The sequence below is a fragment of the Thalassolituus sp. UBA675 genome, assembly GCF_002297765.1.
Taxonomy (GTDB): domain Bacteria; phylum Pseudomonadota; class Gammaproteobacteria; order Pseudomonadales; family Oceanobacteraceae; genus Thalassolituus.
In genome coordinates, this window is the sequence record NZ_DBNJ01000008.1 from 163,459 (window position 1) to 189,858 (window position 26,400).

The 26,400-nt window shown below is 52.9% G+C and carries 22 protein-coding genes and 1 other RNA gene; 15 read left to right on the forward strand and 8 right to left on the reverse strand.

Features of this window, described 5'->3' with window-relative positions:
• Nucleotide 1: 1 nt before the first annotated feature.
• Genes ispE through B3007_RS03745 form a run of 3 tightly spaced genes read right to left on the reverse strand, consistent with a single transcriptional unit; the run spans nucleotide 2 to nucleotide 3,198 of the window.
• Nucleotides 2-871 (reverse strand): 4-(cytidine 5'-diphospho)-2-C-methyl-D-erythritol kinase, encoded by an 870-nt coding sequence (gene ispE, locus B3007_RS03735; protein WP_297532405.1) that lies wholly within the window; start codon nucleotides 869-871, stop codon nucleotides 2-4.
• Nucleotides 864-1,454, reverse strand: coding sequence for a lipoprotein insertase outer membrane protein LolB (gene lolB, locus B3007_RS03740; RefSeq protein WP_076513701.1), 591 nt, complete (start codon nucleotides 1,452-1,454; stop codon nucleotides 864-866). Before lolB ends, ispE begins: the two co-directional genes overlap by 8 nt.
• A gap of 1 nt (nucleotide 1,455) precedes the next feature.
• Nucleotides 1,456-3,198 carry a tetratricopeptide repeat protein gene (locus tag B3007_RS03745; protein WP_301377016.1) on the reverse strand — a complete coding sequence of 581 codons (1,743 nt, stop codon included), beginning with the start codon at nucleotides 3,196-3,198 and terminating at the stop codon, nucleotides 1,456-1,458.
• Nucleotides 3,199-3,339: 141 nt separating this feature from the next.
• On the opposite strand from B3007_RS03745, the gene hemA reads away from it, so the two are divergent.
• The 5 genes from hemA to B3007_RS03770 all read left to right on the forward strand — a co-directional run bounded on the left by hemA (nucleotide 3,340) and on the right by B3007_RS03770 (nucleotide 8,712).
• On the forward strand, nucleotides 3,340-4,602 hold the full coding sequence (gene hemA, locus B3007_RS03750) for a glutamyl-tRNA reductase (protein ID WP_068439434.1): 1,263 nt from the start codon (nucleotides 3,340-3,342) through the stop codon (nucleotides 4,600-4,602).
• Entirely contained in the window at nucleotides 4,599-5,684 is a 1,086-nt protein-coding gene (gene prfA / locus B3007_RS03755; protein ID WP_297532400.1) for a peptide chain release factor 1, read from the forward strand. Before hemA ends, prfA begins: the two co-directional genes overlap by 4 nt.
• Nucleotides 5,681-6,520: a peptide chain release factor N(5)-glutamine methyltransferase gene (gene prmC / locus B3007_RS03760; protein ID WP_301377014.1), complete on the forward strand. Its 840-nt coding sequence runs from the start codon at nucleotides 5,681-5,683 to the stop codon at nucleotides 6,518-6,520. The genes prfA and prmC overlap by 4 nt, the downstream gene beginning before the upstream one ends.
• Nucleotides 6,517-7,311 carry a HesA/MoeB/ThiF family protein gene (locus B3007_RS03765; RefSeq protein WP_301377012.1) on the forward strand — a complete coding sequence of 265 codons (795 nt, stop codon included), beginning with the start codon at nucleotides 6,517-6,519 and terminating at the stop codon, nucleotides 7,309-7,311. Before prmC ends, B3007_RS03765 begins: the two co-directional genes overlap by 4 nt.
• Before the next feature lie 126 nt (nucleotides 7,312-7,437).
• Nucleotides 7,438-8,712, forward strand: coding sequence for an NAD(P)/FAD-dependent oxidoreductase (locus B3007_RS03770; RefSeq protein ID WP_301377010.1), 1,275 nt, complete (start codon nucleotides 7,438-7,440; stop codon nucleotides 8,710-8,712).
• A gap of 134 nt (nucleotides 8,713-8,846) precedes the next feature.
• On the opposite strand, the gene B3007_RS03775 is transcribed toward B3007_RS03770, so the two are convergent.
• Together B3007_RS03775 and B3007_RS03780 are read right to left on the reverse strand one after the other, a co-directional pair.
• Complete coding sequence (locus B3007_RS03775; protein ID WP_301377008.1) at nucleotides 8,847-10,730, reverse strand: phytase; 1,884 nt, start codon at nucleotides 10,728-10,730, stop codon at nucleotides 8,847-8,849.
• A gap of 111 nt (nucleotides 10,731-10,841) precedes the next feature.
• Nucleotides 10,842-13,349: a TonB-dependent receptor gene (locus B3007_RS03780; RefSeq protein WP_301377007.1), complete on the reverse strand. Its 2,508-nt coding sequence runs from the start codon at nucleotides 13,347-13,349 to the stop codon at nucleotides 10,842-10,844.
• Nucleotides 13,350-13,736: 387 nt separating this feature from the next.
• Here B3007_RS03780 and B3007_RS03785 point away from each other — a divergent pair, with 387 nt between their 5' ends.
• Both B3007_RS03785 and B3007_RS03790 read left to right on the forward strand, forming a co-directional pair.
• Entirely contained in the window at nucleotides 13,737-14,651 is a 915-nt protein-coding gene (locus B3007_RS03785) for a diguanylate cyclase domain-containing protein (protein ID WP_068438727.1), read from the forward strand.
• Nucleotides 14,648-15,853, forward strand: coding sequence for a helix-turn-helix domain-containing protein (locus B3007_RS03790; protein ID WP_301377005.1), 1,206 nt, complete (start codon nucleotides 14,648-14,650; stop codon nucleotides 15,851-15,853). The genes B3007_RS03785 and B3007_RS03790 overlap by 4 nt, the downstream gene beginning before the upstream one ends.
• On the opposite strand, the gene B3007_RS03795 is transcribed toward B3007_RS03790, so the two are convergent.
• The 3 genes from B3007_RS03795 to B3007_RS03805 are packed head-to-tail and all read right to left on the reverse strand — an operon-like array spanning nucleotide 15,805 to nucleotide 18,679.
• Complete coding sequence (locus B3007_RS03795; protein WP_068438731.1) at nucleotides 15,805-16,389, reverse strand: phosphoheptose isomerase; 585 nt, start codon at nucleotides 16,387-16,389, stop codon at nucleotides 15,805-15,807. The two genes, B3007_RS03790 and B3007_RS03795, sit on opposite strands and share 49 nt — an antisense overlap.
• 50 nt (nucleotides 16,390-16,439) lie before the next feature.
• The gene (locus tag B3007_RS03800) at nucleotides 16,440-16,811 is read right to left on the reverse strand and encodes a YraN family protein (RefSeq protein WP_068438733.1); all 372 of its coding nucleotides are present in this window, start codon (nucleotides 16,809-16,811) and stop codon (nucleotides 16,440-16,442) included.
• Nucleotides 16,812-16,837: 26 nt separating this feature from the next.
• Nucleotides 16,838-18,679, reverse strand: a complete 1,842-nt coding sequence (locus B3007_RS03805; RefSeq protein ID WP_301377002.1) for a penicillin-binding protein activator — start codon at nucleotides 18,677-18,679, stop codon at nucleotides 16,838-16,840.
• On the opposite strand from B3007_RS03805, the gene rsmI reads away from it, so the two are divergent.
• From rsmI to B3007_RS03845, 8 genes are all read left to right on the forward strand, one after another.
• Nucleotides 18,678-19,541: a 16S rRNA (cytidine(1402)-2'-O)-methyltransferase gene (rsmI, locus tag B3007_RS03810; RefSeq protein ID WP_068442374.1), complete on the forward strand. Its 864-nt coding sequence runs from the start codon at nucleotides 18,678-18,680 to the stop codon at nucleotides 19,539-19,541. The genes B3007_RS03805 and rsmI overlap by 2 nt on opposite strands.
• 341 nt (nucleotides 19,542-19,882) lie before the next feature.
• Nucleotides 19,883-20,296, forward strand: coding sequence for a MarR family winged helix-turn-helix transcriptional regulator (locus B3007_RS03815; RefSeq protein ID WP_068442418.1), 414 nt, complete (start codon nucleotides 19,883-19,885; stop codon nucleotides 20,294-20,296).
• Nucleotides 20,297-20,307: 11 nt separating this feature from the next.
• Complete coding sequence (locus B3007_RS03820; protein ID WP_301376999.1) at nucleotides 20,308-21,207, forward strand: serine aminopeptidase domain-containing protein; 900 nt, start codon at nucleotides 20,308-20,310, stop codon at nucleotides 21,205-21,207.
• Nucleotides 21,208-21,269: 62 nt separating this feature from the next.
• Nucleotides 21,270-21,639: RNase P RNA component class A (rnpB, locus tag B3007_RS03825), an RNA gene on the forward strand.
• Between the two features lie 78 nt (nucleotides 21,640-21,717).
• Nucleotides 21,718-22,716 carry an adenosylcobinamide-phosphate synthase CbiB gene (gene cbiB, locus B3007_RS03830; RefSeq protein WP_068442381.1) on the forward strand — a complete coding sequence of 333 codons (999 nt, stop codon included), beginning with the start codon at nucleotides 21,718-21,720 and terminating at the stop codon, nucleotides 22,714-22,716.
• A complete protein-coding gene (locus tag B3007_RS03835) occupies nucleotides 22,713-23,747 on the forward strand; it encodes an aminotransferase class I/II-fold pyridoxal phosphate-dependent enzyme (RefSeq protein WP_297532380.1) in 1,035 nt (344 codons plus the stop codon). The genes cbiB and B3007_RS03835 overlap by 4 nt, the downstream gene beginning before the upstream one ends.
• 350 nt (nucleotides 23,748-24,097) lie before the next feature.
• On the forward strand, nucleotides 24,098-24,430 hold the full coding sequence (locus B3007_RS03840) for a hypothetical protein (protein ID WP_068442389.1): 333 nt from the start codon (nucleotides 24,098-24,100) through the stop codon (nucleotides 24,428-24,430).
• A gap of 203 nt (nucleotides 24,431-24,633) precedes the next feature.
• Nucleotides 24,634-26,343, forward strand: coding sequence for a DUF3592 domain-containing protein (locus B3007_RS03845; RefSeq protein WP_068442394.1), 1,710 nt, complete (start codon nucleotides 24,634-24,636; stop codon nucleotides 26,341-26,343).
• Nucleotides 26,344-26,400 lie beyond the last annotated feature (57 nt).

Sequence of the window (26,400 nt, forward strand, 5' to 3'; positions counted from 1 at the left end):
TTTAAGACGGTCTGAATAATACCTTATGCGTCGTTGAAAGGTTAGTTCCTTTCGCAACAAAGGCCACATACTCAGCCGGTAACTGGTCAGAAACCTGTCTGGCTTCTGTCTCAGAACCGAAGCTTGAAAATATGCAAGCTCCAGTGCCCGTCATCTTAGCAAAGGAAAATTTATTTAGCAAATTCAATGCTTTACCTATTTCTGGGTAGAGCATCGTGACGACTTGCTGGCAGTCATTTCTGCCCCCTTGCCTCAACGCGGTGCGAATATTAATGACCTCTGTATCCCGGGTCAAGCCCTCGTGTGAGAAAATTTTTGCAGTATTTACATGTACTTGCGGACAGACCACCAGAAACCAGGGTTCGTCGAGCTCTGGCACCGGGGTCAGGACTTCACCAACGCCTTCGGCAAAGGCCGCTTCGCCGCGGATAAATACGGGCACATCGGCGCCAAGCGCCAGCCCCATATCTGCCAGCTCATCAAGGCTCAGGTTGAGCTGCCATAGGTGGTTGAGCGCGAGCAATGTGGTCGCAGCGTCTGAGCTTCCGCCACCCAGCCCGCCTCCCATGGGCAGAATCTTCTTAAGCTGAATGTCTGCTCCGGATGTTTCGCCGGTCGCACGGGACTGCAGCAGTCTTGCCGCTTTGATTATCAGATTGTTTTCGAAAGGAACGTCATCGATGGCGGGGCTGAGAGTTAACTCGCTATCGTCGCGCACCCGGAACGACAGCTCGTCGCCATAGTCCAGAAATTGAAACAGGGTCTGCAGATTGTGGTAGCCGTCCGCCCGACGTCCGGTGATATGCAGAAACAGATTGAGCTTGGCAGGCGCAGGGAGAGTCAGCCACTTGTCGTCGTTTCGCTCAGTCATGCAGAGTCCACTCACGGATAGAAAAGGTAAAACGGAAATCGTGGCCACTCACTTTGACCAGACCCGGCAGCCAGTAGCCATTCTGATTTGAGTAGCGCTTGTAGGTGATGGTCCAGCCGTACTGTTCCATGCGTGACAGAAGGCCACTCTCGTCGTACTCAGTGTTGGCATTGCCGTTCGGACTGGCCTGGCCTTTTACCCAATAGCGGATATCAGACACCGGAAAATTCCAGCCGAGATAGAGCAACATCAGTTCTTCCGGTGATTCGGCATGACGAGGTTCGTCCCAGCCGGGAAGAGTGAGTGCAGCGGAGCGTTTATCGCCGGTCAGTCGTGTTGCTCCCTGCCCGAGTGGGCCGGCGATATACAGATCAAACTCGCGTTGATTCTGTTTCCAGTCCATGTAGCCAGTCGCGCTGTCATCGGGTGTGATAACCGACATTTTGCCGCGGACCTGCCAGTGCTGAACGTCATTAAGACTGTCTTGTAGAGCATCACTGCCTCCCTGGGGAAGAAACGAAGCACAGGCTGACATCAGCAGAATTGCGGCCGCAAGAGGCAGCCGGGTAAGAAAACGAAGCATGTTATAAATCCGACGGGTCGACACCAAGGCGTTGTAAAGTCTCATTAATGACCTCGCTCTCTGGTTCGAGTTCAAGCCCCTTTGCCCAGATGTCATAAGCAGATTCTTTATCGCCGGTAGCCCAGTACCATTCGCCCAGATGCGCCGCGATCTCGTGGTCGTTCATACGGTTCCAGGCATCAAGTAGAAGAGGGCCAGCCTCGTTCAGCTTACCCTCACGAAAGTACAGCCAACCGAGGCTATCTATGATGGCCGGATTGTCGGGCTGGAGCGCAATGGCACGTTCAATCAGAGGCTCGGCTTCATCAAACCGGTCGGTTTTATTGGCAAGGCTGTAGCCCAGTGCGTTAAGTGCTTCGGCATGATCCGGGTTCTGTTCAATGATCTGGCGCAGATCACTTTCCAGCAACGCCATATTCCCGAGTCGCTCGGCCAGCATGGCACGCGTATAGCGCAGGTTGGTGTCTTCTGGTTCGGCTTTCAGGGCGATGGAGACACTCTCGAACGCCTCCTGTTGGCGTCCGGCTTTGATTAAAATATCCGTTTCAAGGCGACGGAGCTGCCCCGCGTATTGAGGGAATTCGGCACTGCGTTCCTGCAGGTAGCTGGTGGCCGCATCAGGTCCCTGCTCCTGATTGAGAAGCTGCGCAGCAGCCAGTTGCGCAGGCAGGAACTCGCGACTGTCGCCAATCTGGCGGTAGTAACTGATCGCCAGATCTGGATCATTCTCACTGGCAGCAATGCGCCCCAGGTAATAACTGGCTTCTGATTGTTTATCACTGCTATTGAGCAATTCACGCAAAAGCGGTTTTGCTTCACTGTAGTTTTCGAGTTCTTCCTCGAGCAGTGCCAGCGAGAGAATGATCTGGTCGTCGTTAGGATATTGTCGGTTGATGGCAGCAAAGGCATTGCGTGCCTCACGAACGTCACCTGACTGCAGGAGCATGCGAGCGCGTAACACCGCGATCTGTTTGTTGTCGGGGTGATCATCCAGCAGCTTATCCAGCCAGTCGATGGCTTCATCAACGCGCTGATTACGAGCCAGAATACGTGCCTTCTGAACAGCCGCCGGCAGTAGCCCCGGCTCAAGTTTCAGGGCCTGATCAATGCGTTGGATAGCAGCATCATCCTGCCCCAGAGACTGGAGTAACAATGCCTGACCGTACACGAGATTACCGCTTTCGGGATAGGTCGGCGTCAGTGCGTCGAGGGCATCCAGCCGCTCACTGCGTATAACTTCATCATTGGATAGTAAGGCAGCTGCATAGAAATCAAACTGCGCCACGCCAGTCATTTCGTAAAAGCGGGCATAAAGGTCGAGGCTTTGATCAAATTCTTTGCGGCCCAGAGCAACCTGAGCGGCGGCCTGCACCGCGCCTGGGTCATCGGGCTCTACTTCCAGCCATATCTCAGAGGCTTCAGCGGCAAACCCTGCGGCGCCAATGTACTGAGCGATACGCAGAGCACGTTCCGCGACATTAGGATCGCGGGTTTTGCGGGCCTGATCGAGATAATGAAAGAGCGCAACGTCGTAGCGTTGACGTTGTCCGGCCATCTCAGCAACCAGCAGTGAATACATGGTATTTGCCGGAATGGCTTTGTACTCGACAATTTTTTCCGGGGGCGCAGTAGCAGGCTCCTCGGGAGACTTTGAATTCAGTGAGGCGCAGGCCGCGGTAACAGCGGTCAGGCCCAGTGTGAGGAGCGTCCGTCCGACGCGCCAGAACTGTTCAGCGTTGGCCATGGTGTGGTTTATCAGCAGATCCGGTATGCAACTATGTCGTTATTTAGGGTTACTTGGACAGGTAAGTCAAAGATTTAGCGGGAAAATTCCCGTATGGCTGTTTATAATCGCGGCTTTTAGGCGAGGAACTCTGGCGGCAGAATGAGTATCTGGGCATTGGGCATTAACCACAAAACCGCTCCTGTTGCTGTACGCGAACGGGTGGCGTTTGATCCTGCCGGTATGCCTGATGTATTGAAAAACCTTCGCGCCCTGGATTGTGTCTCTGAAGTCGTTGTTCTATCGACCTGTAACCGCACTGAAATTTACTGCACCGCAGACGATCGCTGTCCTGATCTGATCGGCCACTGGCTTGAACAGAATCAGGAGATCGGCCGCACGGACCTTGAAGCCTCTCTTTATTCTCTCGAAAACGACGACGCGGTATCGCACACCATGCGCGTGGCCAGTGGTCTGGATTCGCTGGTACTTGGCGAACCACAGATTCTGGGCCAGATGAAATCGGCATTTGCAGTGGCTCAGGAGGCCGGCACGGTCGGGTCTGAGCTAGGCCGTCTTTTCCGTCAGACATTCTCAATCGCTAAGCGTGTCCGTACTGATACTGCTATCGGCCAGAACCCTGTTTCAGTCGCTTTTGCGGCTGTGCGTATGGCGCAGCATATCTTTGCGGATATGAAAAATAGCCGCGCCTTACTGATTGGTGCAGGTGAAACCATAGAGTTAGTTGCCCGACATCTTCGCCAGGCGGGTGTTGAGCACCTGACTCTGGCAAATCGTACGCTGGCGCGCGCACAGACGCTGGCGCAAGAGTTTCATGCAGAAGCGGTGTTGCTGGAAGATATCCCCGTGGTGCTGCCGGATGCTGACATCGTGATTTCATCGACGGCCAGCCCACTGCCGATCCTTGGCAAAGGGATGGTTGAGAAGGCGCTGAAAAAGCGCCGTCACAAGCCCATGTTTATGGTCGATATTGCAGTACCACGCGATATTGAAGCAGAAGTGGGTGAGCTCTCTGACGTTTACCTCTACAGCGTTGATGATCTCAGGGACATCATTGAAGAAAATGTCCGTTCGAGAGAGGATGCTGCTCAGCAGGCGGAAGAGCTGATTGAAGCTGGCGTTGAGCATTACATGCGCGAGCTGAAAGCGCTCGATGCCGTCAGCACTCTCACTGACGTGCGTAGCTACGTTGAAACATTACGGGATGAGCAGCTTGAGAAAGCTCTGAAGCAGATTCAGAATGGCGGAGACCCCGAAAAAGTTCTGCGTACGTTTGCTCATACGTTCGGCAATAAAATGCTGCATAAACCCATGACGGCTCTGCGCCGTGCTGGCGCCGAAGGGCGTCGTGAAGTTCTCGACTGGAGTCGCGAACTGTTCGATCTGGATAACTCAAACGAATGAAACCTTCGATACTGCAAAAACTGGAAAGCCTCAGAGACCGCTACGAAGAGGTTGGACACCTGTTGTCTGACCCTGACGTGATTAGCGATCAGGATAAATTCCGTAATCTTTCCAAGGAATATGCAGAGCTGGAAGAAGTCGCCAAAGCGTATTCAGATTATGAACAGGCAGTCTCTGATCAGGAAGAAGCGGAAGTACTGGCCAGTGATGATGACCCCGATATGCGGGCCATGGGCCAGGAAGAGCTTGATTCCGCCAAGGTCGCGATTGCAGATCTGGAATCCAGAATTGAAATTCTGTTGTTGCCAAAAGACCCGGATGACGGCCGCAATGTGATTGTCGAAATCCGCGCGGGTACCGGCGGCGATGAAGCCGCAATTTTCTCCGGTGACCTCTACCGTATGTACACCCGCTTTGCTGAAACCCAGGGGTGGCGTACAGAAATGATGAGCGCCAACGAAGGCGAGCACGGTGGTTTTAAAGAGGTGATCGTGCGTATCAGTGGTACCGATGTGTATTCACGTCTGAAGTTCGAATCCGGCGCTCATCGTGTCCAGCGTGTTCCAGAAACCGAAAGCCAGGGGCGCATTCATACCTCGGCCTGTACCGTTGCTGTGATGCCTGAAGTCGAAAGCGAAGATGAAGTCGACATCAACAAAAACGACCTGCGTATTGATACCTTCCGCGCTTCCGGCGCGGGTGGTCAGCACGTAAACAAAACAGATTCGGCGATTCGTATTACTCACTTGCCCACGGGCGTTGTGGTTGAATGTCAGGATGAGCGCTCGCAGCATAAGAATAAGGCCAAAGCCATGGCTATGCTGGCGACCCGCCTACGCGACGCCCAGCGCATTGCCGCTCAGGCAGAGCAGGCCGCCACCCGTAAATCCCTGGTCGGCTCGGGCGATCGCTCGGAGCGTATCCGTACCTACAACTATCCTCAGGGCCGGGTTACCGACCACCGCATTAATCTGACCCTCTACAAGCTGGATGAAATCGTACAGGGCGATCTGTCACCAGTGATTGAACCTCTGATTCACGAGCATCAGGCCAATCTGCTGGCTGAAATGGCGGGGCAGTGAGCAGCGTTAGCGACTGGCTGGCTCGGGCTCAGACTTCATTGACCGACAGTGAGTCCCCTCGTGCGGATGCAGAACTGCTGCTGATGCATGTGTTGGATGTGAATCGCGCCTGGCTTTATACATGGCCAGAAAAGTCGCTGACAGAGTCGCAGCAAGACTCGCTCAACAAATTATTAGCCCGCCGTATTGAGGGGCATCCCATAGCGCATCTTACGGGTGTCAGAGAGTTCTGGTCCTTACCGCTCAGAGTTGCACCTTCGACACTTATCCCAAGGCCGGATACAGAAACTCTGATTGAATGGGTGCTGGATCTTGATCTGCCAGATGCCGCAAGGGCTATTGATCTTGGTACCGGCACAGGCGCGATTGCGCTGGCCATTAAAAGTGAATATCCCGCCTGGTCTGTTGAAGCCGTGGAGTTCGATGTCGACGCCTATGCGCTGGCGCAGAGCAACGCCTCGCGTCTGGAGCTTGATGTTCATCTGATTCATGGCAGCTGGTTTGAGCGCGTCAACGGCCACTTCGATCTGATTGTCTCAAACCCGCCTTATATTGATCCTGATGATAACCATCTCGCTGAGGGCGACGTGCGTTTTGAGCCTGCCTCGGCACTGGTGGCTGAGCAGTCAGGGCTGGCGGATCTGTTTCATATTATTGATCACGCTCCTGACTATCTGAAACCTGACGGCTGGTTGTTGCTGGAACATGGGTACGATCAGGCTGAGGCGGTGTGTGACTACTTACGTCAAAGAGGCTTCGTGAATGTACAGAACCGCTGTGATCTGGGCGGCAATCCAAGGATCAGCGGTGGGCGAATGCCGGGAGTGCCTGAATGAAGGATGATCAACTGCTTCGTTATAGCCGCCATATTCTGCTCCCTGAGGTAGATATAGAGGGGCAGGAAGCCATTTCCAGAGCGACGGTTGTAGTCATAGGGCTGGGTGGTCTCGGATCACCGGTGGCGCTGTATCTGGCTGCATCCGGAGTTGGACATCTGATTCTGGTAGACGACGATCAGGTTGAGGTTTCAAACCTGCAGCGGCAGGTGATTCATGACACGGCCTCAGTGGGGATGAGCAAGGTAGCGTCTGCGGCACAGCGCTGTCAGGCGGTTAATCCGGACGTAAAGATATCCTGCTATGTTCAGCGTGCCGACTCTGAGTGGTTGAGCCAGCAGGATTGGTTGAGCTCAGAGGACGGGTTAAACGGACAGGGCAGTTCACATGACGGGCTGACGGTCATCGTCGACTGTTCAGATAACGCCGCGATCCGTTACGCGATCAACGAAGTCTGCTTGCAGAAGTGCATCCCCTGGGTATCCGGTGCCGCCGTTGCCCTGAATGGCCAGGTCGCTGTGTTTGACCCGCGCCAGCAAGGTTCGCCCTGTTACCGGTGCCTGTATCCATCGTTGAAAGATGACACTCTAACCTGCTCGGAAAACGGAATTCTCTCTCCAGTAGTGGGAGTCATAGGGACGACTCAGGTGGTTGAGGCGTTGCGCCTGATCGTCGGCTTTGGTTCTCCACAGCACGGTTATCTCCGAACATATGATGCCGGCACAGGGGACTGGCAGCGCTGGAAAGTGCCAGCTCGTCAGACCTGTTCGTGCCACAGCGATAACCTCTAACTTCCGTTCCCACCACAGAACTTCTGTCGCCTGGCTTCTCTGCCTGTTCTTATACTTTATTACTATATGGTTATTTTAGAAAATAGGAGTAATCTAAAAGGAAGTACTGAATCCGGAGGGACTCTCATGGCACGTGTAGTAATTCTTGGCGCAGGCACCGGCGGAATGGCTGGTTCTTATGAAATTCGTGAGTTGTTGGGCAAAGAGCATCAGGTCACCGTCATCAACGAGCGCGAGGATTTCTGGTTCGTCCCGTCTAATCCTTGGATCGCTGTGGGTTGGCGCAAGCGCCCGGATACCAGTTTTCCCATCCGACCTTATCTGGAAAAGAAAGGCATCGAATTCATTGCCCAGGCGGTGACGGCAATTAATCCGGATGAAAACCAGCTGACCCTGGCCGACGGATCAACTGAAGCCTACGATTATCTGGTCATTGCTACTGGACCTAAGCTGAACTTCGCTGCGGTTGAAGGTGCTGGCCCTCACGGGGGATTTACACAGTCTATCTGCGCGCTCGACCACGCAGAAACCTGCCTTGATGATGTTGATAAATTATCGAATGACCCGGGTCATGTGATCGTTGGCGCGATGCCCGGCGCTTCTTGCTTTGGCCCTGCGTATGAGTACGCCTTTATCCTCGATAAAGAACTCAGAAACCGTAAGGTACGGGATCGGGTTCCAATGACTTATGTAACCAGTGAGCCTTATATCGGCCATTTGGGGCTTGGCGGTGTTGGTGACTCGAAGTCGATGCTTGAGAGTGAGTTACGTAATCGTCACATTAAATGGATTACCAACGCCAAGGTAACCAAAGTGGGTGACGGCGTTATGTATGTCGAAGAACTGAACGATGACGGCTCACTGAAAAAAGAGCACGAACTGCCATTTAATCACTCCATGATGTTGCCTTCATTTGCGGGCGTTGATCCTGTTGCTGCCGTCGAAGGGCTGTGCAATCCGAAAGGGTTTGTTCTGATTGATGAGCATCAGCGCAATCCAAAATGGAGCAATATTTATTCGGCGGGTGTATGCGTCGCAATTCCTCCGGTTGAGGAAACCCCTGTGCCGACGGGTACGCCGAAAACCGGGTACATGATTGAATCTATGATGACGGCCATTGCGCATAACTTAAAAGCTGACATCGAAGGGGGAGTGGCAGATGCCAAGGGCACTTGGAGTGCTATCTGTCTTGCGGATATGGGCGATACCGGCGCGGCGTTTGTCGCGATTCCTCAGATTCCCCCAAGAAATGTCACCTGGTTCAAAAAAGGAAAGTGGGTGCACCTCGCCAAAGTCGCGTTTGAAAAATACTTCATGCATAAAATGAAAACAGGTTCATCTGAGCCCGTCTTCGAGAAATATACCTTGAAGGCGCTCGGGATTAATCGATTAAAAGATTAGCGCCAGCGCGCCTTACTGGTAAAAAGAAAAAGCCCGGAAATCAATGATGGTAATTAGCTAGGGTTATCAACTAGGGTAATTAACCAAGTTGGCAACCGGGCTTTCTTTTTTCTGTTTACACCTATCTGCGGTGCTCAGAGGTTGAGTTCACGCGCAATGTCTGACCAGCTCACCAGCTTGTAATTCTGGTTTTCCGTGGGCATCACATTTCGACCATCCTGAACGACCAGCAAACCATCCGGATAGTTACTTCCGAGGGCTGCTGAGGTTACGTCGAGTCCGTCGGTTTCCGATGCTCCATCAATTCCCGCGGCGGCGTTCATTGCGATGTTAAACCGGCCAACATACTCATAAGGCGCTTCACTTGAATAAAGCACGTAGCTGTCGTCGCCCTGACTACTGACCACCAGATAACTTGTTTCGGTACCGTGATAAATGGACATGCCTTCGACATCGGCAACGAGGTTGTCATCGACTTCAATGATCAACTTCGGGTCTGGTGCATTATCTGCAGAGATGGATGTCAGCCAGACCCCGGCTGCCTCTTCGCCGACAAAAAGGCGATTGTTTTTATCATCGGCAACGCAGCCTTCTGGTTGAGAAGGAAGAGCGAACTCCCTTATCCGCTTCGCTGACCAGATGTCGTTTTCAGTAATGATTTTATACTGCTCGTAGCGACCGTCCTGATCATTAATAAAGACGTAAGTGCCCTGATTGGTCTGAGCCATGCACAGGCCGTAGACATCATCCAGTTGGGTTTTTATATCACTCACCCAGGAAACGTGCCCTGAAGTCTGATCGATGGCAAACAGGCTGATGGCGCTCAGGTCCCGGTGACTGGCGGCGGCGATATCAACGACCTTGCCGGCAAGTTCCTGATTGTAACGGACATCAACGTTGTTCAGACGTCCATTGTCCAGCCTCTGTTTCAGCTTACCCGTTAAGTCGTATACATCCAGGCCATACTGTTTATCGGTGCCCAGAATCAGGCTGGCTTCTGCACCATTGCTGTTTACCCAGATAGCCGGATCATCTGCGGCGTCACCGGCAGAAATAACGCGCGATGTTTCAGCGGTTGGTGTGACCGAGTGCGTTACCGGGACGTCAATAGGTGAAATACCAGTCAGTGGAAGAATGCCTTGATAAAGCTCACCTGATGCATCGTCAAACGCTGAAAAATGCACCTCTTCACCGGAGGTCCAGGCGCGGAAAGTTTCAATTTCAAAACCTTTATTCAGCACCCACTGTTGTAGTTCTGCGGCGCTGGTGGGCCCGATTGCGTAGCTACTGATATAGCGTTCGCCGGTGCTGGCAACGATCAACTGATTTCCAACGAGGGATAACGCGCCTGCATTTTCCGGAAGCTTTCCATAGGGCGCGACCAGGTCGACGGCTGTGCGCGAATACGGTGCTTCGGCAGAAGCGGCATATGCCCAGACACCCATGCTCTCTTCACTGACGTAAAGCGTATTAAGATCATCACTGACGACGCAATTTTCTGTTTCTGGCGGCAGAGGTAGCGTGCGGATTTCTGTCAGCACATTTTTCTTGTCGATATTCAATACGTACTGACGTGCGAGATGGTCGTCGCCGAGAATAAAAAGCTGTGTGGTCTGATTATCGGGCTGGTAAAGGCACAGTCCCTCAACCGCAAAAGATAATGGCTGGGATGAAACGGTCTGCTGTTTACCGAGATGATGAGCGACCAGGGTTTTAGCACTGTCGTTGACAGTGACTACCAGGTCACCACGCTGGTCGCCATACTCTGCACGAAAGTTGCCTGTGAGGCTTTTATTATCGAGCGTCAGGCCGTTGTTGGTGGTGAGAATCCAGCTCTGCGAGTGTAACTGCCAACCGGTTTCCGCTGTGATACCTGTTGCGTGAACGTTCAGGCTAGCGGGATTAGAAGCTGAAATATTATCGGGTGCCTCTGAGTAACTCGCACATCCGCTTATAAAAGCAGAGCTTATTGCGGTGGCTGTAAAAAGCATTTTCAGCTTAGTTTGGTGTGCTTTCATGGTGTATCCGTATCAGGTATTCGGGAGACAGGTACCGGCCTGCATCAGCTTGGGCCGGCACCTGCTTTTGCGTCATTGCTGACGCAGTGACAAACGATCGGTGATCAGGAATCAGAAGTTAGTGAAGCGAACACCCAGACGATAGGTCGGGCCGTAGTCTTCGTACTGAGCGTTGTAGCGCTCTTTGTTCTGATAGCTGTAGTAAGGCTCGTCAGTCAGGTTGGCGATCTCAAAGGTCACTTTGAGGTTGTCGGTTGCGCTGTATGCTGCGTTCAGATCCATCTGGGTCTGACTGCTCTGATAAACGTCTGACAGGTCGTTCTCCAGGCTATTCACCTCGGCCAGATATTCTGACTTGTAGTTGGTCGCCAGGCGTACGCTATAAACATCGTTCTCGTAACCCACGATGAAGTTACCGGTAACGTCAGACTGGTTCGGCAGTTGAATATCACGCTCGGTCAGTTCGCCGTCAACAAAGCCACTGACAGTGGCATCACTGGAGGTGAAGGTTGCGTTCGCGCTCATCAGCAGACCGTTAAACGGTGCAGGCAGGCTGCTGAACTGATGGGAAAATGCCAGCTCGAGGCCTTTCAGTTCAGCGTCGTCACCGTTCTGGAAAGTGATGACTTCATCGTAGTCTTCGTAACCGGTAGAGCCCGCGATGTCTGATTCATAGATAAAGTTACTGATGTCTTTATAGAACAGGGCTGCAGAAACGACGCTGGTTGATCCCATGTAGTGAGAAATGCCCAGATCAAAGTTGGCTGATTCAAGCGCATCCAGTTCTGGGTTTCCCATTTCAGCTTCTTCGCCGTCGTCCGTGAAATTAGGACTCATCTGTTCAAAGGTCGGACGTACGACAGCATTGGTCCACGCGGCACGCATCTGGGTTGAACGGTTGATATTCCAGCGCGTCAGGAGTGCCGGTAGCGTGTGGCTGTAGTCGTTGTCCGTTTCGGTGCGGATCAGCTCATCGTCTGTGGTCAGAGCATTGCCTGCCAGTTCGGTGTCAGTCATTTCATGGCGGACACCTGCGATCACATGCAGATCATTGGTCACATCCATGCTGCCCATCAGGTACGCGGCCGTGATGTTCTCGTTGATGCTGTAATCTGCGAGAGTGGACTCTTCTTCGTCGTAGGCTGCATCGCGATCAAGGCCTGACATCAGGTTACGAACAGAGTCTTTGTTGATACCCGGTCCAAACTGGCCCAGAGAGTAATCCCGATCGCCCTCTGCATAATCGGCCATGCTGGTGGATACAGCGCCGAAGTCCTCGTAAACCCAGACGTCACCGTCCTGAGTTTTACGACGTTTGACTGCTTTTGCACCGCCCTTAAGAGTAGCGAAACGTTCGTTGATCAGCAGGTCGCGGCTGATGTCGAGTTGAGCCTGACGCTGAATGTCTTCAGTCAGGTTACTTTCAGATTCAATTTCAGTGAGCTCGAACTGCGCCGGGTCATAGAAAGCGGCGGGGCCACTGACAACAGGGCGTCGACTGTTACCGAATGACAGGCCGGTAATGTCATCGCTGCTCTCAAACACGGCGCCCGCGATGCCGTCTGGCTCGTCTTCAGAGGCCTTACTGGCCCCCAGCTTATATTCAACAATCCAGTCACCGAGGAAATGCTCACCGCCTACAACGGAAGACATAATGGTCTGTGTTTCTTCCCGGTCTTTAAGCTCACGGGCAACGGCACCATCAATTTCTGTACCTGCAGTTACGCCTTCGGAAAATTCACTGACAATCGCCAGACGTTGTTCTTCATCGGAAAAACGGCTGTAGAGATTGTTCATATAAAAGCGGTGATCTTTATTCAGTTCCAGCTCAAGGTTCAGTGCGGCACCGACACGTTCGCGATTAATGCTGTACTCGCGCATCTCGATTTCATCCAGTACCGCAGGGTCTTCTTCAAGATCCCAGCCGCCGCCGGTTTCAACGTTATCCGAGCCGAACTTTCGGTCATCCCAGCTCAGGGCCAGGGCAACGCCCAAGCGCTTTTCACCGTCCAGCTCAAAGGCATTACCTGCCGAGACGGCCAGAGACGGGTTGGTATTTTCGCTTTGCTCATCGTAAGCCGCTTCCGCTTTTGCTGTGGCAAAGGCGCCTTCTTTATCGAGGGCAGAAATACTTTTAATGTCGACGGTACCGCCAATGGCATTGGCATCCATGTCTGGAGTCAGCGTTTTAGTCACAGTAAGCGAGCTGAGCAGAGTCGATGGAATAACATCCAGTGCAACTGCACGGCTGCCAGCTTCTGGTGCTGGTACCTGAACACCGTTGACTGTTACCGCATTCAGTTCAGCGCCGACACCGCGGATGCGGACGAAGCGGCCTTCGCCCTGGTCACGTTCAATAGAAAGGCCAGGAATACGTTGCAATGCTTCAGCGGCGTTGGCGTCAGGGAGTTCACCAATGGCATCGGCATCGACAGCACTGATGGTGTTATCGGCAAAGCGCTCGCGCTCCAGTGCACGCTGCATACGTGCTGCCTGACCAACAACGACAATTTCGTCATCAGCATTTTTTTCTGTCATTGATGGATTCTGATCAGCCAATGCCTGGCCAGAACTGAGAAGTGCGATTGCTGCTACCAGCGGCACCGTGCGAAATGTCATGAGATTGCTCCATTCATGATTTTTTTGAGATAGGCATGAGTTGGGCAGACCCTAAAAATGAAATGTGACAGTGGCGTGACGGAATACATCCCGCGCTTGATGTATGCCTCGGAAATGGGCCGTTTAAGTATGCAATTGAGCTGTTATGACCAGCGCGAATAATGATCCAGTGAGCTGCAATGGCTGGATTTGAGTGGGTATGTCGCTATTACCTGCTGCTCAGAAATACTATTTTTCGATTCAGGCGCATTCTGAGTGAGCTGATCTGACCCCCGACGTTTTGTCATATTGTTCTGGCAAACTAGTCCGTCTGTTTTAGCGTCTTTTCTAGCGTTTTTAAAAGATCTTTCTAGCGTCTTTAGTGGCGGGCTATTCCGGGAGCTATTAATGAATTCACTGCTGCGATTACATACACGAAAATTATTTCTTGTCGGTTCTATGGCATTGCTTCTGACCGGTTTATCGGCGGGCCTGGGGGCGCCCAAAGGCATGGCTGCGATTGACTGGGTAGATGTTGTGGGCGAGGGGTCGACCGCGCTGGCATTGGTTATCTGGTTACTTATGGTACTACGCAGTCGCCCGGCTGGGCGCGTGACGAATCTTCTGACGCTCGGGCTGGGGTTTATGTTTCTGGCGATGTGGCAGGATACGTTGGATGAGTTCTTCGCGTTGGCCGGCACTCAGGCATGGGAGAGTGCAGTGGAATCCGTACTCATGCCGATAGGGTTAGGGCTACTGACGTACGGTTTGTGGCATTGGCATAAAGAACAATTAAGTATTCGTACACAGTTACTGAAACGTGAGCAGGTTTTCCGGGATCATCTCTGGTTAGATGGTCTTAGCCAGGTTGCTCGTTTCGAGCAGATTGAAGCGACACTGGCATCCGACTGGGCAGATGAGCAGGCACATCAGGTCGCTCTGATCGTCGAGTTGCATGACTTTAACCAGTTTGAGCGACGTTATGGTTATCGTGAGGCGGACCGCCTGTTGCGTGAGACCGGTGAGTATCTGATCCTGAACCTGCGCCAGAAGGATCTTATCTGCCGGGTTGCAAGAGATCGCCTCGTTATTCTGATGCCCCATACCCGCCCCTCTGAAGCCCGCGATCTGGCGGTTAACCTGCGCACAGCCGTGGAGCATTTCTGTTTTCACTTATCCGATTCAGACCAAAGGGTCGAGCAGGTGTTAGATGTCGGTATCGGTGTCCGACAGCCAATGGATGATCCGCAGGCCTTGGTTAAACGCGCAACAGACGCATTGCAGAGTGCGGTATCAGGAACCGGTATGAGCCTGGTGTCATGAGGCCTACGATTATTCATAAGAACAACGAATCCGGCGCTCATACACGCAGAGGCGGTTGGCTTACGGCTGAAGATAAGTATCTTCAGGCCTGCTACCCCATGGCTCAGCTTCTGGATCTGGCGCTGGCATCGGATGTGCCTCAGCACAAGTTGCTTCGTGGTACTGGCATCTTCGTGGAAGACCTTGCCTCACAAGCGCATATGAATGGTGGTGTCCGGTTCAATGTACGGCAACTGGCGGTTCTTGCGGACAACATTGCCCACTACCTGCCTCAGGATGAAATAGCATCGCGCTGGGGAGCTCGACTTTGGCCGGGTTACGCGGGCCCTTTCAGTCAGGCGCTTGCGACGGCAACGGATCTGGGCGATTTTCTGCAGATACTTTGTGAGTTCAGGCACTGGCTGGCTCCCGGGCTTGTGCCATGCATGAGTCAATTTAACGGTTATCGGGTACTTCATTGGCAGAATGTTTTTGGGTTGAGTCCACGCGCGGAGAAGTTGCTAAGCGAAGCTTATATGACAGCTCTGGTTTCTGTGACCCGCGAGCAGTGTCAGGAAAACAATTCTGGGTGGATCTGTTGCCCCGGGCAGTGTGATGCAGCACAACTGCGACGTATGCGTGTCTACTGTGGGGAGGAGACCACTGCAGGAGCAGGGGGCTGCTTTATGGCGATCCCGGAGGCTTTCTTATCGCGTCCCTGGGCCACTGGATCTCCACGGATTCGTGATATGGCGATCGCCCAGGCGAAAACACTGATGACGGGTATTCCGGCAGAGTCGTTTGCGGAGCAGGTTGCAAGCTATCTCTCACATAGGTTTCCTGAGCTTCCATCGTTGTCGGACACGGCCAGTTACTTCGGAATCAGCAGCGCGACTCTTAAGCGTTATCTGGCGGTCGATGGGATGCGATATCAGCAAGTCGGGGATCAGATCCGTCTGAGATACAGCCTCGAGCTGATGCACTTTGAGTGCGGGAGTAACGAAGATATTGCAGACGCGCTGCGGCTGGGAGATGGTGCCAATTTTCGCCGTAGTTTTCGTCGCTGGACGGGGATTTTACCGAGTGAAGCAAGGGAGGCACTGAGCGGCAGATTACCCCCGCTCAATGTTGAACGTGACTCTAGCTATTCTTCACCCAGTTATTCTTCAGCCAGTTATTCTTCACCGAAGAGCGCGCAATCGATCAGATCGCACAGGCAGTGAATCACGACCAGGTGAACTTCCTGAATGCGGGCTGTGACATCACTCGGTACCCGGATCTCTACATCTTCAGCGGTCAGCAGTGACGTCATATGACCGCCATCTTTCCCTGAGAGAGCAACGACCACCATATCGCGTTCATGCGCAGCCTGAATGGCCTGAACAACGTTACTTGAGTTACCACTGGTTGAGATAGCCAGCAGTACATCGCCGGGATTGCCCAGAGCACGAATCTGTTTGCTGAAGACTTCGTTGTAGCTGTAGTCGTTAGCGATTGAGGTAATCGTGGATGGATCAGTCGTCAGCGCAATGGCCGGAAGGCTGGGACGTTCACGCTCGAACCGGTTCAGAAGTTCAGAAGAGAAGTGCTGTGCGTCACCCGCAGAACCACCATTACCGCAGGTAAGAATTTTTCCGCCACTGATCAGTGCATTAACCATCATCTGTGATGCATGCTCGATATAGGGTGGCAGCTCTTCAGCGGCGAGTGTTTTGGTTTCGATGCTGGCGCCGAAGTGGCCGATAATACGATCTTGCACAGACTAACTCCCGAATAAACCTGTCGCCATCATAAAGAAAAAGACGCATTTCAGAAAGCGTCAGATATCCACTCAAATATTACGGGGTTACCGCTGGCGGAGATAACATCAAAGCGGCAGTCAGGCTCGCGATTTCCGTAATGCTTCTGGAGGTAATGCAATGCAGCCCGGCGCAGGCGCCGTTGTTTCTGGTAGGTGACTGTCTCAGCACCTGAGCCATGCTCTTCGGACTGGCGATAGCGCACTTCAATAAAAACCAGAACCTCGCCATCCCGCATGATCAGGTCGATTTCACCACCTTTAATCAGGTAGTTACGGGTAACCTTCCGAAGTCCTTTCTTTTGCAGAAATTTCTCTGCTTCGAGTTCCACCGCAGTGCCTTTGCCCCGCGTTGTGGCTCGCGTTTCTGAGTTAAACCACATAAGCCCTCCATGGCGTATGATCAGAATCAGTCGTCGGTGGTTTCCGGACCTCTGCTCTCAGACAGTTTTACCGGCTTACCGCTACGGAAACGAGTGCAGTCAGTACTGCGATGAATGCGTCGAGCATTATCCAGCGTCAGAGCACCAGTATTGCCATAAATACGGCTTTCAGGGAAAGCCTCAAGCTGTTTAACACGGGCGACCAGACGGAAGGCATCGGCACCCATCGCATACAATCGTGTGAATCCGCCCTGACCACCAGTGACATCGTCGACTTCAGCTTTCAGTGAGGTGTCGTGCAGTAACCAGGGAACATCGCAGAAATAGATGCCATTAAGGTCGCGGTCTTTACGTACATCAACTTCGCCTGAGAATACATGGGACGTTGCGTAGACAGGCAGGTCTCCGGCGAAATTAAAGGCCAGTGTTGGTTTAATCTGACGCGCCTGTTCTGGCAGCGCGACAAGGAACAGCCAGTCGGCGTCCTGACGGCGGCGGGGTTCAAACTCTACTGGTTCACGCATCAGACTGCGTACCGTGCGGTAACGATTCTTACTGCTGTCGACATTCAACAGGCGGCTGATCGCTGGGTTGTAGTCCTGCGCGCGGCGAGGGTACTGAAGTGTTTCTTCGATTTCTCCACCGAGCTCCAGCCAGCGCGCTTCAAACGCGGCATAAATACGTTCGCCCCAACCGCCCTCAGGAATCATCACCAGAGCGCGGCGATGACCGTCCTGCCAGGCTTTTTCAGCAATCTGAATAGCCTCATCTTCGGCAGCAAGACCAAACTGAAACAGCTCAGGTGGCAGAGTCGAGAATGGTGTTGCCTGTTTGCTGCCGTAGTTCAGGGCCAGTGTGGGCAGGGGCAGAGTAGTGCGTTCTTCAAGTTGCTGCACATCCTGCTTATCAAGCGGGCCAACCAACCATTGGCTACCTGATTGAATCGCCTGCGCGTAGGCCTGATCGACAGACTCCATACTAGTTGCGTCGATGATAGTGACCGCAGGGGCAGGGTAACCTTTACCCAGGGTTTCGTAGTATGCGGCCATAAAGCCGTCGCGGATGGCTTTGCCCGAGCTGGCGAGTGCGCCACTCAAGGGTAATAACAGGGCAACACGCTGTGGACGTGATGCCGCCATATCTTCGAGAAGTGCCAGAGCGCCGGGAAGCTGGAATGAGGCCGGATGATCCGGGTTCATGAATTGCCACTCTTTTACACCAGCAAGTTGCTCATCAAGAGTCAGCTGGTGGTCACGGCTAATGGCTGCCAGAGTCAACCAGGCTCCGAAGCGTGTGTCTGGGGCATTGTCAGCACGTTGCTGAAGTTCTTCAGGCGCCAGGCGCTGGAGGTCGTCCCAGAGCTGGTTGTAATTCTCTGTCTGCTTTTCACCCTCGAGCACAGCAGATATGAAGTCGCGTTCGCGGGCGGCAGCGAGGAACTCGCCGTCGGCCTCAAGGATCTGGGCAGATATCAGAGTCGCGCGGTATTCCTGTTGTTGGCTGGCGTAATTCTGCAACATTTCGAACTGCTGCAATTGATAGGCCGCGGCCTCAATGTTCATTGCGCCAATCTGACTTTCTGCCATCAGCAGGTGCCACTCTGCGCGAGCGGCTGGCGACAAGCTGCTGACATCCAGTTGTTGCAATTGCTGGCTGGCGTTGCCAAACTCGCCCGATTCGGCCATCTGGCGCACAGCCCGCAGTTGTTGCTCTACCTCCGGGCGGATTTCTGCGCCGGGGGTAGTCGTTTCATCCGGGGTCGTTGCACACCCCGACAGGCCCGATGCCAGAGTGGCAACAGTCAAAGCTGGAAGCAGGAATTGCGACCAGGTTTTCAGCAAGCGTTTTTCAGATACGGTGTCCCGCATGATTTCTCATCCGACCAAAGCTCAGAGTGGCGTTCTGTACGTCGTCGCCACCCCGATTGGTAATCTGGCAGACCTCAGCGAGCGCGCTGTCAGCGTGCTGACTGATGTCGATGTAGTAGCCTGCGAGGATACCAGACATACGCAGAAATTACTGCAACACCTGGGGCTGCGCAAAGTGATGATGTCGGTCCATGATCACAATGAGCGGGACCGTATTTCTCAGATCGCCCAGCACCTTACCGATGGTCGTTCGATGGCATTGGTATCGGATGCAGGAACGCCACTTATCTCTGACCCGGGTTACCCTCTTGTTCAGGCACTGCGCGAACAGGGCTTCAGCGTGACGCCTGTTCCGGGCCCCAGTGCCCTGATTACGGCGTTAAGTGCTGCGGGGCTACCGACCGACCGTTTTCTTTTTGAGGGCTTTCTGCCGCACAAGGCAGGCGGGCGTCGTGAACGTCTGGAACCTCTGGTGAATGAGACGGCCACTCTGGTGTTTTACGAATCCAAGCACCGCATTCTCGAAACACTGACCCTTATGGCTGAAGCGTTTGGCGACGACCGTGCGGCTTGCGTCGCACGTGAACTCACCAAAACGTACGAGAGTTTTTATCACGGTACTCTCCAGACTGTTCGTAAGCAGCTGCTGGCCGATGACGATCAGACCAAGGGAGAGTTTGTTGTCATGGTGGCAGGGAACCCAGAGCCTGCGACGGCAACGGCGTTCGACACCGACAAACTCTTCCGTCTGCTACTTGCAGAGTTACCACCCAAAAAAGCCGCTGCCGTTATCGCGGAGCTGACGGGCGAGAACAAAAAAGCGCTTTACCAGCGGGCTCTTGAGATTCAGGGCAAGGCCTGAGCCTGCCGGTACTGGGGTATCTGCTGCTGGGGTATCTTTTGATCACTGGTCTTTGCACAATCAGGATAACGTTTGTTCAGGGTTTGTGGGTACCATCACAAACAGGGTCATGAATTGCTCACGCTCGCCCCTGCTGAAAGAGGAAGCCAGTTGTCCGGTCGTTAACTTTACGACGACGGTGTCTCGTTGAGTATCAGTAGCAGATATTCTGCTCTCATCATTTAGTCAAAGGGCCTGCGGGCCCTTTTTTTATGGCTGTACTTTGCCTTTGTGCGATTGTTTACATGTAAACTAAATAATGTTTATATGTGAACTAGTTTGCTGGTTTGAGATAAATGATCATGGATAAACGACTCTTTTTCCTGATGAATATGGCGCAGAAGAAGTTGTTCCGCTTTATGGATCAGGCGTGCGAGAAAGAACTTGAGGCGTCTATGACTCAGATGGCGGCGTTGATGGTGATTGCCAGCAAGCAAGACTGTCAGCAGAAAGACGTCGCGCAAACACTGGAACTGAATAAATCTGCGATTACGGGTCTGGTTTCCCGTATGGAAAAAAACGGTCTTCTGGCGCGAGCCTCGTCGACAGAGGATGCGCGTGCCGTGGTGCTCAGAGTCACCCCTGATGGCCAGGACAAGTTAAAGCGGCTCCAGCCGATGATCGCGACGATGAACGATATTTTTTCGGATGAGTTCAGTGACGAAGAGATGCTGACCATTCTTCGTTTCTTAAATTTTATTATGGCCAGGTTCTGATGGAGGCAACAGTGATTGATCAGGTGAAAGAAAAGAGCGCGGAAAAGCAGGCTGGCAGCGATCCAGAAATCGTGAAAGTACCGACTCCCGCTGGTCACAGCATTACCGCCCGTGTTTTCAGGGCGGCTGCGAGTGATGTGAAAGGCGTATGTGTTATTGCTCCTGCAACCGGGGTGGCGCAGTACCTGTACGATGACTTTGCTCATTGGCTGACTCTTCAGGGGTTTGAGGTCGTGACCTACGATTACGATGGAATCGGGCTCTCAATCCAGTCTCATGTGAAGCACAGCCGCAGTGACAAATTGAGCTGGGCAAACAATGACAGTGTCGCTTTACTGGAGTTTGTTAAGGCGAGATTTCCGGAGCTGCCACTGACCTGGATCGGTCACAGCGTTGGCACGCATATTCTCGGTATGATGCCGTCAACAAGAGGCATTGATCGTGCGATCTCTGTCGGCGCGGGTACAGGCACCTGGTGGATGAATGCAGCGCCTACTAAGCGTGTTGCCTGGTTTCTCTGGTACGGGCTGGTGCCCGCGACGGTGCCGCTATTAGGCTATTTCCCTGGCAACCGACTCAAGGTGATGTGTGACCTGCCGAAGGGCGTCATTATGCAATGGCGACGTTGGTGTCTGAGTGGCGACTACTGTATTGGCGTCGAAGGTGACTGGTTACGCCAGCGATTTGCCGGGGTTACCTGTCCGATCAGCTGCGTCGCCTTTACCGATGACGATATGATGTCGATGGCGAACGTCGATAAGCTGCACAGTTTCTTCACCGGTGCTGACATTACCAAGGTGGTGGTCAGCCCAGAAGAGATTGGTCAGAAACGTATTGGTCATATCGGCTGGCATAAGCAGAAGTACCAGACTCTCTGGGAGAAGGTTTTTACGCCTCTGTTGAACAACTGAGATAAGAGCGAATAGCGGAAATAAGAGTGCGACAGCAATCGCTTTCCGTTAAACTCCGCGCCGGAGTCGGCCAGACAGTCGCTGCCTGCGCAAGCAGGGGGAGGAAAGTCCGGGCTTCATAGGGCAAGGTGCCAGGTAACGCCTGGGGGGCGTGAGCCCACGACCAGTGCAGCAGAGAGTAAACCGCCGATGGCCGCTTTTGCGGATCAGGTAAGGGTGAAAGGGTGCGGTAAGAGCGCACCGCGCGTCTGGTAACAGTTCGTGGCACGGTAAACTCCACCCGAAGCAAGACCAAATAGGTTCCCTGTTACCCTTGAGGTACAAGGCGTGGCCCACGCTGGGAACGGGTAGGTCGCTTGAGCCTGCGAGTGATTGCAGGCCTAGACGAATGACTGTTTAACACAGAACCCGGCTTATAGGCCGACTCCACTCTTTAAAAGACCCCGCTTGTTCACGCAAGCGGGGTTTTTCTTTTACAGTATGCCCACTTTTTGAAGACACAGGCCGCTTATGCTGTTTTTCTGGTTTCAACAGGACGCACTTTCACTGCACTGGGGGGCACTCTTGCTCGCTGCCATTCTGGTTAGCGGTGTGTACCTTGACGCCCGGCTGGGAGAGCCATCGAAGTTTCACCCGCTCGTGGGTTTCGGTCGCTGGAGTGGAGTGCTGGAGCGAGCGTTAAACAGGCTCCCGGGAGCACCGGGTTATATCCTTGGTGCAATCGCAGTCGTCGTTGCGCTTTCGCCTTTGGTTCTGATTATTGGTTTGTTGCAGGCCTCTGCGTCGCTGTCGCTGATGAGCGCTTGTTTGTTGCAGCTGGTGATTCTTTACTTGTGTATTGGCTGGCACAGTTTGCAGGAGCATGTGTCTGATGTCTGGCGCAGTCTGGCGACGGACGATCTGCCAGCGGCCCGCGAAGAGTTGGGCAAAATCGTCAGCCGTAATACGCAGGTACTGGATGCCGACGAAGTTGCCCAAGCCAGTATCGAGAGCACGCTGGAAAACTCCTCGGATGCGTTATTTGCGACTTTATTCTGGTTTCTTATTGGTGGCGCCGAAGCCGCCTTACTGCACCGCTGGGTTAATACGCTGGATGCCATGTGGGGTTACCGGACAGAGCGCCACTTTTATTTCGGCTGGGCTGCGGCCAGGCTGGATGATGCCATGGCGTGGTTACCTGCTCGGCTGACGGCATTGTCATTTGTCTTTGCCGCAGGCGAACATCGTCAGAAGGCACTGGATTGCTGGAAAACTCAGGCCAAATATTGTGACAGTCCAAACGGCGGCGTGGTGTTGACCGCCGGCGCAGGAGCGCTCAACCGAAAATTAAGTCAGCGCGCAGACTATCAGGGCACCATAAAACAGAAGCCCGTGATGGGCAGTGGTATGCCTGCTGGCGTGGATGATATTCCACGTGCGATTCGCCTGGTCAAACAGGCTCTGCTCATTCAGTTGTCGTTGATGGTGTTCTGCTGCCTGTCATTGCATTACGTCACTGGTGTAATGTGAAGAAGCTGAAAACAGCGATCAAACCGGCTGCCCACGGATCTGACCTTACGCGTGCAATAGCGCGGTATGGTGACAAAGACTGGCTCGATCTTTCGTCCGCGGTCAGTCCTTATAGCTGGTGGACTGACAACCCGGACGATGCTCTGGTGTCGGCTGTAGAGAGCCAGGCACTGCCTGAGGTAAAGGAGAGCCTCCGCGAAGCAATCGTAGCTTACTATGGTGAGGCGGGTCTTCCGACTGCGGGAAGTCAGGCGGCTATTCGCAGCTTGCCTTTATGCTTCGATGAATGTGCTGTGTGGGTTGTTCGTGGCAGTTATGGGGAGCATGCATTGAGCTGGGCTATGCATGGCCATCATGTTCAGCAGAAAAGTATTGAGGATATCCGCCACTCGTTACAAGCGGGTGATGCGCCTGATGTCCTTATAGTGGTGAATCCGGATAACCCCACTGGCTATTACTTCCCTAAACCTGAGCTACTTGAATGGGCTTTTGTTCTTGAAAAGCGGGGAGGCGCGTTGATCTGCGACGAGGCCTTTATGGACGCCACTCAACACCTCAGCTTGCTCGGAGAACACCGGCCAGAGAATACTATCGTTCTGCGCTCTTTGGGTAAGTTTTTCGGACTGGCGGGTATCCGGTTCGGTACGGTATTCGCAGAACCTGACATGTTGGCCACGCTCTCATCGTACCTTGGGCCCTGGGGGCTATCGTCGTTAACACTCCGGCTAGCAGAGCAAGCTTTGATCGACAGAGCCTGGCAGTCCATGCAGTCTGATCGTTTAAAGGATTTACAGGCACAGATGTCCCATGCGCTCAGTCGCAGCGATGCCTTCGCTGGTTGTACGCCATTATTCCTGACGTTACGTTCAGAATGTCCGCTGATTTGGCAGGATTGCCTGGCGAATGAAGGGATCTGGACGCGTGCTTTCCCAGATGAAGGGCTGTTACGACTCGGGTATCCGTTGTCGGATCAGGTCAGTCGTACATTGGACGGAGTCTTGGCGCTGCCTGGGCTCAAAGCATTCCAGTAAGCCCGATATACATAACTCTCCAGGCGAGATACTAAATTACGTCAGTCGAAGGGTTAATAATTCCCGATCATCTCTCAAATTATTTCTCATAATAAAACGGTCTTAACGCTTTTATTCTGTCTCTTATACTTTTTACAGGGTCGCCGAAAAGTGGAGCAGAATCATGAATAATCACATCGTTGTAATTAACTCTCCGAAGTAGAATCGGGATATCTATTTCCGGCGGTTTGTTGAGCAGATACGCCAGAATAAAATGCACCGTAAGACACCGGTCGTACTACTCAATACTGACTATCCGGATGGGCTACCATCTTCTTTAACCGGCTTAGGTATCCACCTTGTGCTATCGCATGAAAGAACACGGCTTGGCTTTCCGTGTGATTGTTGAGTGTGTTGAGGATGAAAATCGCATCCGTATGACGAAGTTGGGCGTAAAGTCGGTGATTCGTCCAATCCGTTCATATCCGGAGATTCTGGTTCGTGCTATGGAGTCTCCTGGATCAGAATTGATCATCGAAGATATGTTCACTCACGATAAAGATCATTTCGTCCGCTATCCACTTTGGTTAGAAGGTGACTGCTGGCGAGATGTCGTGGCAGCGATGATGATGTCTAACATTGGAACGCTACTGGCTTGTATCGGTAAGGGGGGGCGAAGTGAATATTCACCCAGCGGCAGATGAACGGGTATTCGGACAAAGCCTTATCATTATGGTCAAAACAGAATACATACCGAGCGAAAAAGAGGTACAGGAAGCATTCCGGAAATTCAACAGCAGTGATATGAGCGCATAACTGGTTGGACTGATGATCTGACGAGGTGGATTGGCTAGACTACGAATAACATTCATCAGTCATCATTCAACCAAAAGTCAGGGAGCCAGAGATGTCCATATCAAAAACAGGCGAAGCCGGTACTACGTCTAAGCGTAGTATCGGTGCATTCATTTTTGGTCTGATGTTTCTTGGCCCGGCAATCGGAATATTGCTCTTTGGTCCTCTGGATACACTCCGTCTTCACGTTATGACTTCTGGCTGGACACAGATTTCAGCCACGCTTCAACGTATTGATATCGAATACCATCATGGTGATACAACGACGTATTCGTTAGAGGGGCTCTACAGCTATCGCTTCAATAACCGTGATTATTCAAGCAACCGTATCAGTTACTACGAATCTCCGGACAACATTGGTGACTGGCATGCAAAGACTGAGAATAAGATTCGCAGAGCCTCTGCCAGTCAGGTCCTTACCGCCTGGGTGAATCCGGATAATCCATCGGAAAGTTATCTGGTCAGGGATATCCGATGGGAAAAAATTGGTTTTATGATGATTTTTGTTCTTGTCTTTGGTGGCGCAGGGGCGGGGATTATGTTGTTTGGGCGCTATTCCGCGCGTCAGGCAGATGTCGCATCAGGTGTAGTTTATTCAGGGCAGAACCTGATGCACTGGGTGCTTGGATTTATGTCGATGGTTTTCCTGTTGATCTCATTGCCTGCCGTTCTGAGCTTGCCTTCTGAATTCAGATCTGGAAATCATGCCATTCTTCTCGTCCTCTTATTTCCTTTGGTCGCTGCTGGCCTGGGTATAGCTGCGTACAGGTCGCGGAAAAACTGGTTGTTTTACGGACGCACGCCTTTGTATCTGAACCCTGTACCCGGGCAGGTACAGGGACAGGTCGGCGGGACTCTGAAAATCAACAAAACCGGTTTGGGGGAGCGTTGGAATGTCAGATTGAAATGCGTCCGTCAGACGCGCTCCAGCGGTAAAAACAGTTCAACGCGTGAAACCTTGTTATGGCAATCCAGCACGCTGCCTGAAGTCACAGAGAGCGACGGTGAAACATGCCTTAATTTTGTGTTTAACCCTGACCCGGAACTTCCTCAGAGTTATCGCAAAGGTCGTAAAGCCGTTATCTGGCGGGTAGAAGTCGAAGGCCCTACTGAGCCAGTGAAATTCCAGCGCCAGTTTGTAGTGCCCGTTGTAGAGGGCGCCGCCAATAGTACTCTCGACATTTCCACCGAGCATCAAAGTAAAGCATCGCGCAGCCAGGTCGCCGCCGCCGAGGCCGCGCTCAGTCAGAACCTTGATATGACGCTGAGCGGTGATGACTTTATTATTCATAGTGCCGCAGGGCGACATCTGTCTTTTTTCCTCATTTTTATGTTTGCCGGAATCGCCTTTGCAGGGGCAGGGCTCTTTATGTTGAATCAGGCGGCCACCGAGGGCGTTACCCTGTACTTTATGGGCGGCGTATTCTTTCTTGTGGGGACGCCGATGGCCCTGGGTGGTTTGTTTGGGCTTGGCCGGTCACTGGAGAGCCGATGTGAGGATGGCAAGATTGAAACCGTGCGCTACTGGATGGGAAGGGCGCTCTGGCGCCGCAGTACCGAATTCAGAAGTGCTCAGCAACTCGAACTTAAAGCTGCGGGTAGTTCGAGCACAGGCAACAGCACAAAAGAGTATTTCCATATCCGGATTCGTGATGGTCAGCGTAAGGTCCGTATCGCAGAAATGATTGAAGGGCGCGAAGCAGCAGAGTTACTGATGGACAGGCTTCGGGCCAGTCTCATCTCTGATGAATTGATCGGTTGAGCCTTGTCGGTTGAGTTTGATTGGTGACCCGATCTCCGGCTTCCGCTAAACTATACA